The organism is Streptomyces sp., assembly GCF_031181705.1.
Lineage (GTDB): Bacteria > Actinomycetota > Actinomycetes > Streptomycetales > Streptomycetaceae > Streptomyces.
On sequence record NZ_JAPSKN010000017.1, the window covers coordinates 18,878 to 31,677 of the forward strand.

Genomic DNA, 12,800 nt, shown 5'->3' on the forward strand with positions numbered 1-12,800 from the left:
GGGTCGATCTCCGGCAACTCGGCGGGGCTGCCGTTCTTCTGGGCGGCCAGCGCGGGGCTCGGGCCCGCCCAGGCGAGGGACAGGCAGTCCTCGCCCTTCAGGAACCGCTGGCAGCGGACGCCGCCGGTGGCCCGGCCCTTGCGCGGGTACTGGTCGAACGGCGTCAGCTTGGCCGTCGTCTGGACCGAGTCGTCCAGCGTGCCGCGCGAGCCCGCGACCGTGAAGACCACCGCGTCCGCGGCCGGGTCCACCGCCGTGAAGGAGATGACCTTCGCGCCCTCGGCGAGCTTGATGCCGGCCACGCCGCCGGCCGGGCGGCCCTGCGGGCGCACCTGGGCGGCCTGGAACCGCAGCAACTGGGCGTCGTCGGTGATGAAGACCAGGTCCTCCTCGCCCGTGCGCAGCTCGACCGCGCCGACGATCCGGTCACCCTCCTTGAGGGTGATCACCTCGAGCTCTTCCTTGTTGGCCGGATAGTCCGGCACCACGCGCTTCACGACGCCCTGTGCCGTGCCGAGCGCCAGGCCAGGCGACGACTCGTCGAGCGTCGTCAGGCAGATCACCGTCTCGTCGTCCTCCAGGGAGACGAACTCCGCCAGCGGGGCGCCCCCCGCGAGGTTCGGCGTCGGCATCGACTCGGGGAGCTGGGGCAGGTCGACCACGTTCAGCCGCAGCAGCCGGCCCGCCGAGGTGACCACGCCGACCTCGCCGCGCGCGGTGGCCGGCACCGCCGAGATGATCACGTCGTGCTTCACGCGCCTGGCGCCGGGGGCCTCCGGGAACGGCTCGCCGTTCGCCGTACGGGCCAGCAGTCCCGTCGAGGACAGCAGCACCCGGCACGGGTCGTCGGCCACCTGCAGCGGCACGGCCGCGACCGGGGCACCGCCCGACTCCAGCAGGACCGTGCGCCGGTCGGTGCCGAACTTCTTGGCGACCGTGGCCAGTTCGGAGGAGACCAGCTTGCGCAGCTCCGCGTCCGAGTCGAGGATCCGGGTCAGCTCCTCGATCTCCCCGGTGAGGCGCTCCTTCTCCGTCTCCAGTTCGATGCGGTCGTACTTGGTCAGGCGGCGCAGCGGCGTGTCGAGGATGTACTGCGTCTGCACCTCGCTCAGCGAGAACTGCTCCATCAGGCGCTGCTTCGCCTGCGCGGAGTTCTCGCTGGAGCGGATCAGCCGGATGACCTCGTCGATGTCCAGCAGGGCCGTCAGCAGACCCTCGACCAGGTGCAGCCGGTCGCGCTTCTTGCCGCGGCGGAACTCCGAACGCCGCCGGACGACGTTGAACCGGTGGTCGAGGTAGACCTCCAGCAGCTCCTTCAGGCCCAGGGTGAGCGGCTGGCCGTCGACCAGGGCGACGTTGTTGATGCCGAAGGACTCCTCCATCGGCGTCAGCTTGTACAGCTGCTCCAGCACCGCCTCCGGCACGAAGCCGTTCTTGATCTCGATGACCAGGCGCAGGCCGTGCTCGCGGTCGGTGAGGTCCTTGACGTCGGCGATGCCCTGGAGCTTCTTCGAGCCGACCAGGTCCTTGATCTTGGCGATGACCTTCTCCGGGCCGACCGCGAAGGGCAGCTCGGTGACGATGAGGCCCTTGCGGCGGGTCGTCACCTGCTCCACGGAGACGGTCGCCCGGATCTTGAACGTGCCGCGGCCGGTCTCGTAGGCGTCCCGGATGCCGGAGAGGCCGACGATGCGGCCGCCGGTGGGCAGGTCGGGGCCCGGGACGTGCTTCATCAGGGCGTCGAGGTCCGCGTTCGGGTGCCTGATCAGGTGCCGGGCGGCGGCGATGACCTCGCGCAGGTTGTGCGGCGGCATGTTCGTGGCCATGCCGACCGCGATGCCCGAGGCGCCGTTGACCAGGAGGTTGGGGAAGGCGGCGGGCAGGGCGGCCGGTTCCTGCTCCTGGCCGTCGTAGTTGGGGTTGAAGTCGACGGTGTCCTCGTCGATCGACTCCGTCATCAGGCTCGTGGCCTCGGCCATCCGGCACTCGGTGTACCGCATGGCGGCCGGCGGGTCGTCGTTGCCCAGGGAGCCGAAGTTGCCGTGGCCGTCCACCAGCGGGACGCGCATGGAGAAGGGCTGCGCCATGCGCACGAGGGCGTCGTAGATCGACGCGTCGCCGTGCGGATGCAGCTTGCCCATCACCTCGCCGACGACGCGGGCGCACTTGACGTACCCGCGCTCGGGGCGCAGGCCCATCTCGTTCATCTGGTAGACGATGCGCCGGTGCACCGGCTTCAGGCCGTCGCGGGCGTCCGGCAGGGCCCGGGAGTAGATGACCGAGTACGCGTACTCGAGGAAGGAGCCCTGCATCTCGTCGACGACGTCGATGTCGAGGATCCGCTCCTCGTACGAGTCGTCGGGCGGCGGGGTCTTCGTGCTGCGGCGGGCCATCGCTGCCGGCTCCTTGCTGCTGCGATCCGTGTCTGACGCCGACCATTGTGGACCGCCGCACTGACAACCGGGACCAGGCCCCTGTACCGAGGGCCTCCCGCGGTCTGGGAGACGGGCCGGCGCCGGGAACTTCACCGGCGCTTGGCACGCTTGCATACAGTGGCAGGACGGCAGGAATCCGCGGTTGTGAAGACCGCTCCGCGATCGAAGGGACGTACATGCCCATGGGTCACACGGCCACAGCCCAGGCAGGCTCCGGGGGCCTGACAGCGACCGAGCACCGCCTGGCCAACGGTCTGCGCGTGGTGCTCTCCGAGGACCACCTGACCCCCGTCGCGGCGGTGTGCCTCTGGTACGACGTCGGCTCGCGCCACGAAGTCAAGGGGCGTACCGGCCTGGCTCACCTTTTCGAGCACTTGATGTTCCAGGGTTCCGCCCAGGTCAAGGGCAACGGCCACTTCGAGCTCGTCCAGGGCGCGGGCGGCTCGCTGAACGGCACCACCAGCTTCGAGCGGACCAACTACTTCGAGACCATGCCCGCCCACCAGCTGGAGCTCGCCCTCTGGCTGGAGGCCGACCGCATGGGCTCCCTCCTCGCCGCCCTGGACGAGGAGTCGATGGAGAACCAGCGGGACGTCGTGAAGAACGAGCGCCGCCAGCGCTACGACAACGTCCCCTACGGCACCGCCTTCGAGAAGCTCACCGCCCTCGCCTACCCCGAGGGTCACCCGTACCACCACACCCCCATCGGCTCCATGGCCGACCTGGACGCGGCCACCCTGGAGGACGCCCGCGCGTTCTTCCGCACGTACTACGCGCCGAACAACGCCGTGCTCTCCGTGGTCGGCGACATCGACCCGGAGCAGACGCTGGCCTGGATCGAGAAGTACTTCGGCTCCATCCCCGGTCACGACGGCAAGCCCGCGCCGCGGGACGGCTCGCTGCCCGAGATCATCGGCGAGGAGCTGCGCGAGGTCGTCGAGGAGGACGTCCCGGCGCGCGCCCTGATGGCCGCCTACCGCCTGCCCGAGGACGGCACGCGCGCGTGCGACGCGGCCGACCTGGCGCTGACGGTCCTCGGCGGCGGCGAGTCCTCCCGCCTGTACAACCGCCTGGTGCGGCGCGACCGTACGGCCGTCGCGGCGGGCTTCGGCCTGCTGCGGCTGGCCGGGGCGCCCTCGCTGGGCTGGCTGGACGTGAAGACGTCCGGTGACGTCGAGGTGCCGGTCATCGAGGCCGCCATCGACGAGGAGCTCGCCCGGTTCGCCGAGGAGGGCCCCACGGCCGAGGAGATGGAGCGCGCCCAGGCCCAGCTGGAGCGCGAGTGGCTGGACCGGCTCGGTACGGTCGCCGGCCGCGCGGACGAACTGTGCCGCTACGCCGTGCTGTTCGGCGACCCGCAGCTGGCGCTGACCGCCGTGCAGCGCGTCCTGGAGGTCACGGCGGAGGAGGTCCAGGAGGTCGCCAAGGCCCGCCTGCGCCCCGACAACCGCGCGGTGCTCGTCTACGAGCCCGTCGCCGACGAGACCGACGAGACCGACGAGGCCGACACCGCCGGGGACGCCGCAGCCGCGGCCGGCGACGAGAACGAGGAGGCGGCCAAGTGACCGAGCTGGCCACGATGGACTTCCACCCCCGGCCGCAGGCGGGCGAGGCCCGGCCCTGGGCCTTCCCGGCCCCCGAGCGCGGCACGCTCGACAACGGCCTGACGGTGCTGCGCTGCCACCGCCCGGGCCAGCAGGTCGTCGCCGTGGAGGTGCTGCTGGACGCGCCCCTGGAGGCCGAGCCGGCCGGCCTCGACGGCGTGGCCACGATCATGGCGCGGGCCTTCTCGGAGGGCACCGACAAGCACTCCGCCGAGGAGTTCGCCGCCGAGCTGGAGCGGGCCGGCGCCACCCTCGACGCGCACGCCGACCACCCCGGCGTCCGGATCAGCCTGGAGGTCCCGGCCTCCCGGCTCGCCAAGGGGCTCGGTCTGATCGCCGACGCCCTCCGGGCGCCCGCGTTCGCGGACAGCGAGGTCGAACGGCTGGTCCGCAACCGCCTCGACGAGATCCCGCACGAGCTGGCCAACCCCTCCCGCCGCGCCGCCAAGGAGCTGTCCAAGGAGCTGTTCCCGGCGGGCTCGCGCATGTCGCGGCCCCGGCAGGGCACCGAGGAGACGGTCGCCGCGATCGACTCCGCGGCCGTGCGCGCCTTCTACGAGAAGCACGTCCGCCCCGCCACGGCCACGGCCGTGGTGGTCGGCGACTACACGGGCATCGACCTGGACGCCCTGCTCGGCGACACCCTGGGCTCCTGGACCGGCTCCCCGGCCGAGCCGCGCCCGGTGCCGCCGGTGACCGCCGACGACACGGGCCGGGTCGTCATCGTGGACCGCCCGGGCGCCGTCCAGACGCAGCTGCTGATCGGCCGGATCGGCCCGGACCGGCACGACCGCGTCTGGCCCGCGCAGGTGCTCGGCACGTACTGCCTCGGCGGCACCCTCACCTCCCGCCTGGACCGCGTCCTGCGCGAGGAGAAGGGCTACACCTACGGCGTGCGGTCCTTCGCCCAGGTGCTGCGGTCCGCGCCGGACGGGACCGGTGCCTCGATGCTCGCCATCAGCGGATCCGTCGACACGCCCAACACCGGTCCGGCCCTGCAGGACTTGTGGACGGTGCTGCGCACCCTCGCCGCCGAGGGCCTGACCGACGCGGAGCGGGACGTCGCCGTGCAGAACCTGGTCGGGGTGGCACCGCTGAAGTACGAGACCGCCGCGGCCGTCGCGAGCACGCTGGCCGACCAGGTCGAGCAGCACCTGCCCGACGACTACCAGGCCACGCTCTACCGCCGGCTCGCCGCGACGGGCACGGTGGAGGCCACGGCGGCGGTCGTCAGCGCCTTCCCCGTGGACCGTCTGGTGACCGTCCTGGTGGGCGACGCGGCGCAGATCAAGGCCCCGGTGGAGGCCCTGGGCATCGGTGCGGTCACGGTCGTGGCCGCCGAGTAACGGCACACGCGCGCCACGGAGCCCTGGTTGTCTTCCAAGGCGCCAGGGCTCCTTTATGCCCGAATTGGGGCGGGAGTTGCCTGTCTGCCCTGTGGGATGCGCTACAAAAGCCCGGATCCGTTTGGGAATTGAAAGTGGTCCCGTTTAGCTTCGTCCGGGCTGTTCGTCAGGCAGTGCGCCGCACCCGCGGCACCGGACAGTCATCGCCGAGTCCCCGTACGGCGCGAGCCAGGGGAGCCGGGGACCCACGCAGTCCCTGGGGTGAATCGGACGCCCGCGCGAGCCGCGAGGGGGTCCGTAGGAGACCTTCCTGCTCCGAACCCGTCAGCTAACCCGGTAGGCGAGAGGGAAGGAAAGGACCAGCCACTTCATGGCGTTCACACGCGCCACCGGCAAGCATCGCCGTCCCAGCAGGATCCAGCGCGGCACGGCCCGCGCGGCGGGCGTCGCGGCGCTCGCCACCACCGGTGTGATCGGCACCGTCGCCGCCCCGGCCTTCGCCGCCGATGAGCCCGCCGTCGAGCAGACCGGCCTCACCCCCGTCATCACCATGGGCGACACGGTGGCCCAGCAGATCGACGCCCAGGCCGTCGCGCAGAAGCAGGCGGCCGAGGAGGCCGCCGCCGTGAAGAAGGCCGAGGAGGCCGCGCGGGAGCGCGCCGCCGAGGCGGCGAAGAAGGCCAAGGAGGCCGCCGAGAAGGCCCGCGAGGCCAAGGAGCGCGCCGCCCGCGAGGCCGAGCGCAAGCGCCTCAACAGCTACGTGTCCCCGATCCCGGGCTCCTACGTCTCCACCGGCTACAAGGCCGGCGGCGCCGTCTGGTCCTCCGGCAGCCACACCGGCATCGACTTCCACGCCGCCACCGGCACCTCCGTCCACGCCGTCGGCGCGGGCACGGTCGTCGAGGCCGGCTGGGGCGGCGCCTACGGCAACCAGGTCGTGATCAAGATGAACGACGGGACGTACACCCAGTACGGCCACCTGTCGTCCGTCGGCGTCTCGGTGGGCCAGCAGGTCACCCCCGGCCAGCAGATCGGCCTGTCCGGCGCGACCGGCAACGTCACCGGACCGCACCTGCACTTCGAGGCGCGCACGAGCCCCGAGTACGGCTCGGACATCGACCCCCTCGCCTACCTCCGCTCGCACGGCGTGAACCTCTGACGCCACCCGCTCCGCATCCGAAAGGCCCCGGCTCACCGAGCCGGGGCCTTTCGGCATTCCCGGAGCCCGTGTCCAAAAAATATCCATGGATTCCGGGCTGCCGTCGGAAATTCGGGCTGATTGCAATAGAGTCACGGAACACACGTCACTCGTCGACGTTTCACGGGGATTAAGCGGAGGTCGGGTCATGCGTATTCCCGCGCACTCGGTGTGCACGGCCATCCGGGACGACATCGTCGCGGGTGTCCACGAGCGCGGCAGCCGGCTCACCGAGGAACTCCTCGCGCGCCGCTACGGCGTCTCGCGCGTCCCCGTCCGGGAGGCCCTGCGCACGCTGGAGGCCGAGGGCTTCGTGGTGACCCGGCGGCACGCGGGCGCGTGCGTGGCCGAACCCACCGAGCAGGAGGCGGCCGACCTGCTGGAGATGCGCGCGCTGCTGGAGCCGCTCGGCGCCGCCCGGGCCGCCCAGCGCCGCACCGAGGCCCATCTGAAGGTCCTGCGCGGCCTGGTCCGGCTGGGCCAGGAGCGCGCCCGCCGGGGCACCAGCGACGACCTGCGCTCCCTGGGCGGCTGGTTCCACGAGACGCTGGCCCAGGCCTCGGGCAGCCCCGCCCTGATCGCGATGCTCACCCAGCTGCGCCACAAGATCGCCTGGATGTACGCGGTGGAGGCGCCGGCCGATCCGGCGGAGTCCTGGGCCGAGCACGGCGCGATCGTGGACGCGGTGGCGCGTGGTGACAGCGAGCGCGCCCGGGCGGTCACGGCGCTGCACACCGAGCGCGCCACGTCCGCGCACCGCCTGCGCCTGGGCGCCCCGCGGGAGCGCGGTGAGCGTGTGAGGAACCCGCAACATCCCGTAAACACGGCGAGCCCGCGGCATTAACACGGAAGCCGTATACAAAGACCGTGCGTTGCGCGGGGGATTATTCATGCTGCCTATTTCCGGGTGACCCGGCAGGCCCGGGCGGCCTTTCGTGAATTCGACGCCTGCCGGTGCCCGGAAATGAGTGAAGCCGCGCCGTCCGTAAAGGTCGGCGCGGCTTCACCCCTGGAAAACCGCTCGCCTGACTCAGACGGTCTCGGGAAGCTCCTCGAGACCCTCGGAGACCAGCTTCGCCAGCCGGTCCAGGGCGGCGTCCGCGCCCTCGGCGTCGGAGGCGAGGACGATCTCCTCGCCCCCCTGGGCGCCGAGGCCCAGGACGGCGAGCATGGAGGCCGCGTTGACGGGGTTTCCGCCTGCCTTGGCGATCGTCACCGGGACGCCTGCGGCCGTGGCGGCTCGGACGAAGATGGAGGCGGGGCGGGCGTGGAGGCCCTCGGCCCAGCCGACGTTGACGCGGCGCTCAGCCATGTGTTGCTGCCCTTCGCTGTTCAGGGTTGTCTAGACCAGTTTCCCATACGTGAAACCCGGAGCGGACCTGTCGATCCGCCCCGCGGTGCCGTCGGATCGCGGCCTCGACCCGACTGACGCCCTCCACAGACTGCCTCGCGCCGTTGTCAGGCGCTAGCCGTACTCTGGGGCCCATGCAGACCTCGCCGGACCGGCACGAGTATCCCGCCCACTGGGAAGCCGACGTGGTGCTGCGCGACGGGGGTACCGCGCGCGTCCGGCCCATCACCGTCGATGACGCCGAGCGTCTGGTCAGCTTCTACGAGCAGGTCTCCGACGAGTCGAAGTACTACCGCTTCTTCGCGCCGTACCCTCGCCTGTCCGCCAAGGACGTCCACCGCTTCACGCACCACGACTTTGTGGACCGGGTGGGACTCGCGGCCACGGTCGGCGGCGAGTTCATCGCCACCGTACGCTACGACCGGATCGGCCCGGACGGAACGCCCGCGTCCGCCCCCGCCGACGAGGCCGAGGTCGCCTTCCTGGTGCAGGACGCCCATCAGGGCCGCGGCGTCGCCTCCGCTCTGCTCGAACACATCGCCGCCGTCGCCCGGGAGCGCGGCATCCGCCGCTTCGCCGCCGAGGTGCTGCCCGCCAACACCAAGATGATCAAGGTCTTCACGGACGCCGGGTACACCCAGAAGCGCAGTTTCGAGGACGGCGTGGTCCGCCTGGAGTTCGACCTGGAGCCCACCGACCGCTCCCTCGCCGTGCAGTACGCGCGCGAACACCGCGCCGAGGCCCGGTCCGTGCAGCGGCTGCTCGCCCCCGGCTCGGTCGCCGTCATCGGCGCCGGACGCACCCCGGGCGGGGTGGGCCGCAGCGTCCTCGGCAACATCCGGGACGCCGGCTTCACCGGCCGGCTGTACGCCGTGAACAGGGCCCTGCCCGAGGAGCGGAAGGAGCTCGACGGGGTGCCCGCCCACCGCTCCGTGCGGGACATCGACGGCCCCGTGGACCTCGCGGTCGTCGCCGTACCGGCGGAGCAGGTCCCCGAGGTCGTCACCGAGTGCGGCGAACACGGCGTGCAGGGACTGGTCGTCGTCTCCGCCGGGTACGCCGAGAGCGGCCCCGAGGGGCGCGAACGCCAGCGCGCCCTCGTGCGGCAGGCCCGCACGTACGGCATGCGGATCATCGGCCCGAACGCCTTCGGCATCATCAACACCTCCCCCCGGGTACGGCTCAACGCCTCCCTCGCCCCCGAGGTGCCGCGCCCGGGCCGGATCGGCCTGTTCGCCCAGTCCGGCGCCATCGGCATCGCGCTGCTGTCCCGGCTGCACCGGCGCGGCGGCGGCGTCACGGGCGTGACCGGCGTCTCCACGTTCGTCTCCTCCGGCAACCGCGCCGACGTCTCCGGCAACGACGTCCTGCAGTACTGGTACGAGGACCCCGACACCGACGTCGTCCTCATGTACCTGGAGTCCATCGGCAACCCCCGCAAGTTCACCCGCCTCGCCCGCCGCACCGCCGCGGCGAAGCCGCTGGTCGTGGTCCAGGGCGCCCGGCACGGAGCGGCTCCCCAGGGGCACGCCGTACGGGCGACGCGGCTGCCGCACGCGACCGTCTCCGCCCTGCTGCGGCAGGCCGGCGTGATCCGGGTCGACACGATCACCGAGCTGGTGGACGCCGGTCTGCTCCTCGCCCGCCAGCCCCTGCCCGCCGGGCCCCGGGTGGCGATCCTCGGCAACTCCGAGTCGCTCGGCCTGCTCACCTACGACGCCTGCCTCGCCGAGGGACTGCGACCGCACCCACCGCAGGATTTGACCACGGCCGCCTCCGCAGCGGACTTCCACGCCGCCCTGGCCCGCGCCCTGGCCGACGACCGGTGCGACGCGGTGGTCGTCACCGCCATACCGGCGGTGGGGGAGGGCTCGGTCGCGGACGCGGCCCTCGCCGAGGCCCTGCGCTCGGCCGCGGCCGCCGCACCGGCCAAGCCGGTCCTGGTCGTCCACGTGGAGCTCGGCGGCCTCGCGGAGGCCCTGTCGGCCGCGGCGAGCACGGCACCCCAGTCCGAGGCGGACAGGCCACCGCGGCCCGCCCCCGGCCCGGAGTCCGCGACGGCACCGCCCCCCGCCGCCCGGGCCCCCGAAGGCGCCCACCTGATCCCCGCCTACCCCGCCGCCGAACGCGCGGTCCGCGCCCTCGGCCAGGCCTTCAGGTACGCCCAGTGGCGGCGCGACGCCGCCGACCCCGGCAAGGTGCCCGAGTACGACGACATCGACGTCAAGGGCGCCGCCGCCCTGATCGGCGGGCTGCTCGCACGCGGGCAGGGACTCACGCTCGGCACGGACGCGACGTGCGACCTGCTCGGCCACTACGGCATCCACGTCCACCGCGCCCTGCCGGCTCCGACCGCGGACGCCGCCGCGGACGCCGCCCGCGCCCTCGGCTACCCGGTGGCCCTGAAGGCCACCGCCCCGCACCTCAGGCACCGCGCCGACCTGGGCGGCGTCCGCCTCGACCTCGCCGACGAGGAGCAACTGCGCCGCTCGTACGCCGAGTTGGCCGAGATGTTCGGCGCGCCGGACGAGCTGCGCCCCGTCGTGCAGCGCATGGCACCGCGCGGCGTGGACGTCGTCGTCCGGGCCGTCATCGACCCGGCGGCCGGCGCGGTGCTCTCCTTCGGACTGGCCGGAGCCGCGTCGCAACTGCTCGGGGACACGGCGCACCGGCTGATTCCCGTCACGGACCTCGAGGCGAGCACCCTGGTGCGCTCCATCCGCACGGCACCCCTGCTGTTCGGCTGGCGCGGCTCGGCACCGGCCGACACCGCTGCCCTGGAGGAGCTGCTGCTGCGCGTCTCGCGGCTGGTCGACGACCATCCCGAGGTCGTGGCGGTCACCCTGGAGCCGGTCGTCGTCGCCGCCCACGGCCTGAGCGTCCTGGGCGCCTCCGTCCGCCTCGCGCCGCCGCCCGCCCGCGACGACCTCGGTCCGCGGACGCTCCCCGCCTACTGAGCGGACCTTCCCCGTGCACCGGGCGGGCCCACCGAGCCCCCTCGCGCACTGGCAGGGGGCGAGCGGTGCCTCGCAGTCAGTGCTCCCCCGTAGGATGGGCGTCATGGCCAAGACCAGTACGACGACCCAGGGGCTGCGGGCGGCGATCGAGCGCAGCGGCTACTACCCGGCCCTCGTGGCCGAGGCGGTGGAGGCCGCCGTGGGCGGCGAGCCCATCCGGTCGTACCTGGTCCACCAGGAGACGACGTTCGACCAGAACGAGGTGCGCCGGCACGTGACGGTGCTCGTCCTCACGGACAACCGCTTCATCGTCAGCCACACCGACGAACAGGCCGCCGACAGCACCTCCCCCACGCCGTACGCCACGACGTCCACGGAATCCGTGAAGATCGGCCGGATCTCGTCGATCGTGGTCAGCCGCGTGGTCGCCAACCCGGAGTCGTACAAGCCGGGCACCCTGCCCCGCGAGGTGGTGCTCACCATCGGCTGGGGTGCCGTCTCCCGCATCGACCTGGAGCCGGCCGCCTGCGGCGACCCCAACTGCGAGGCGGACCACGGCTACACCGGCAACTCCACGGCGGACGACCTCAGCCTGCGCGTCAGCGAGGCCGGGGACGGACCGGAGACCGTGCGCCAGGCCCTGGCCTTCGCACAGGCCCTCTCCGAGGCGACCGCGGACAGCGCCCGCTGATGGCACAGCCGAAGACGGCCTGGGACCAGCACCCCGAACCGCTCACCGTGGCCTCCGCACCGACCCCCGAGTACGGCAGCGGCTCCCTCGCCGACCTGCTGCCCACCCTGGCCGCCGGGCTGGGCGTGCCGGGCATGACCGCCGCGATCCCCGAGCTGACCCCCGCCGACCGGAACTGCGTGTTCCTGATCGACGGCCTCGGCTGGGAGCAGCTGAAGGCGCACCCCGAGGACGCCCCGTTCATGACGTCCCTGCTCGCCACCTCGCGCGGCGGCACCGGGCGTCCGCTCACCGCCGGCTACCCGGCGACCACGGCGACCTCCCTGGCCTCCGTCGGCACGGGCCTGCCGCCCGGCGCGCACGGCCTGCCGGGCTACACCGTGCGCAACCCCGACACCGGCGAGCTGATGAACCAGCTGCGCTGGCAGCCCTGGACCCCGCCGGGCCCCTGGCAGCCGTACCCCACGGTCTTCCGGCTGGCCCACGAGGCGGGCGTGCACGCCGCGCAGGTGTCCTCCCCGGCCTTCGAGAACACCCCGCTCACCCGGGTGGCGCTCAGCGGCGGAACGTTCCTCGGACGGCTGACCGGCGAGGACCGCATGGACCTGGCGGCCGAGCAACTGGCCGCGGGCGACCGCTCCCTGGTCTACACGTACTTCGCCGAGGTCGACGGCGCCGGCCACCGCTTCGGCGTCGACTCCGACGCCTGGCGCGGCCAGCTCATGTACGCCGACCGCCTGGTCCAGCGCCTCGCGGAGCAACTGCCCCCGCGCAGCGCCCTCTACGTCACCGCCGACCACGGCATGATCGACGTGCCCTTCGACGAGCAGCACCGCATCGACTTCGACGAGGACTGGGAGCTCAGCGCCGGAGTGGCCCTGCTCGGCGGCGAGGGCCGCGCCCGGCACGTCTACGCGGTGCCGGGCGCCGCGAACGACGTGCTGACCTGCTGGCGCGAGGTGCTCGGCGAGCAGTTCTGGGTCGCCTCCCGCGACCAGGCCATCGAGGCGGGCTGGTTCGGCCCGAAGGTCGACGCACGGGTCTACGACCGGATCGGCGACGTGGTGGCCGCCGCGCGCGACGACGTCCTGCTCATCGCCTCCGAGCGGGAGCCCAAGGAGTCGGCGATGGTCGGCAACCACGGTTCGATGACCCCCGCCGAGCAGCTGGTCCCCCTGCTCGAAGTACGCTCCTGAGACCGCACGCCGCCCCCTTCCA

Annotated in this window: 9 protein-coding genes and 1 riboswitch; of the genes, 7 read left to right on the top strand and 2 right to left on the bottom strand. The window is 72.8% G+C overall.

Features of this window, described 5'->3' with window-relative positions; all coding sequences use genetic code 11:
- Nucleotides 1-2,393 (bottom strand): DNA topoisomerase IV subunit A (locus tag RIN80_RS06050; protein WP_309094451.1); only part of this gene is annotated, 2,393 nt, incomplete at its 3' end.
- Between the two features lie 218 nt (nucleotides 2,394-2,611).
- Between RIN80_RS06050 and RIN80_RS06055 the strand changes: the two genes are divergently transcribed.
- The 4 genes from RIN80_RS06055 (at nucleotide 2,612) to RIN80_RS06070 (ending at nucleotide 7,427) form a co-directional block, all read left to right on the top strand.
- Nucleotides 2,612-4,000 carry a pitrilysin family protein gene (locus RIN80_RS06055; RefSeq protein ID WP_309094452.1) on the top strand — a complete coding sequence of 463 codons (1,389 nt, stop codon included), beginning with the start codon at nucleotides 2,612-2,614 and terminating at the stop codon, nucleotides 3,998-4,000.
- Nucleotides 3,997-5,385 (top strand): pitrilysin family protein, encoded by a 1,389-nt coding sequence (locus RIN80_RS06060; protein ID WP_309094453.1) that lies wholly within the window; start codon nucleotides 3,997-3,999, stop codon nucleotides 5,383-5,385. The genes RIN80_RS06055 and RIN80_RS06060 overlap by 4 nt, the downstream gene beginning before the upstream one ends.
- Before the next feature lie 194 nt (nucleotides 5,386-5,579).
- A riboswitch (cyclic di-AMP (ydaO/yuaA leader) is annotated at nucleotides 5,580-5,743 on the top strand.
- A gap of 12 nt (nucleotides 5,744-5,755) precedes the next feature.
- A complete protein-coding gene (locus tag RIN80_RS06065; RefSeq protein ID WP_309094454.1) occupies nucleotides 5,756-6,544 on the top strand; it encodes a M23 family metallopeptidase in 789 nt (262 codons plus the stop codon).
- Between the two features lie 187 nt (nucleotides 6,545-6,731).
- Nucleotides 6,732-7,427, top strand: coding sequence for a GntR family transcriptional regulator (locus RIN80_RS06070; protein ID WP_309094455.1), 696 nt, complete (start codon nucleotides 6,732-6,734; stop codon nucleotides 7,425-7,427).
- A gap of 186 nt (nucleotides 7,428-7,613) precedes the next feature.
- Here the strand turns inward: RIN80_RS06070 and RIN80_RS06075 are convergent, their stop codons facing one another.
- On the bottom strand, nucleotides 7,614-7,895 hold the full coding sequence (locus RIN80_RS06075) for an HPr family phosphocarrier protein (protein ID WP_014675499.1): 282 nt from the start codon (nucleotides 7,893-7,895) through the stop codon (nucleotides 7,614-7,616).
- Between the two features lie 173 nt (nucleotides 7,896-8,068).
- On the opposite strand from RIN80_RS06075, the gene RIN80_RS06080 reads away from it, so the two are divergent.
- From RIN80_RS06080 to RIN80_RS06090, 3 genes are all read left to right on the top strand, one after another.
- The gene (locus RIN80_RS06080) at nucleotides 8,069-10,891 is read left to right on the top strand and encodes a GNAT family N-acetyltransferase (RefSeq protein WP_309094456.1); all 2,823 of its coding nucleotides are present in this window, start codon (nucleotides 8,069-8,071) and stop codon (nucleotides 10,889-10,891) included.
- 103 nt (nucleotides 10,892-10,994) lie between these two features.
- Nucleotides 10,995-11,582 carry a DUF5998 family protein gene (locus RIN80_RS06085; RefSeq protein WP_309094457.1) on the top strand — a complete coding sequence of 196 codons (588 nt, stop codon included), beginning with the start codon at nucleotides 10,995-10,997 and terminating at the stop codon, nucleotides 11,580-11,582.
- A complete protein-coding gene (locus tag RIN80_RS06090; RefSeq protein ID WP_309094458.1) occupies nucleotides 11,582-12,778 on the top strand; it encodes an alkaline phosphatase family protein in 1,197 nt (398 codons plus the stop codon). Before RIN80_RS06085 ends, RIN80_RS06090 begins: the two co-directional genes overlap by 1 nt.
- Nucleotides 12,779-12,800: the final 22 nt, after the last annotated feature.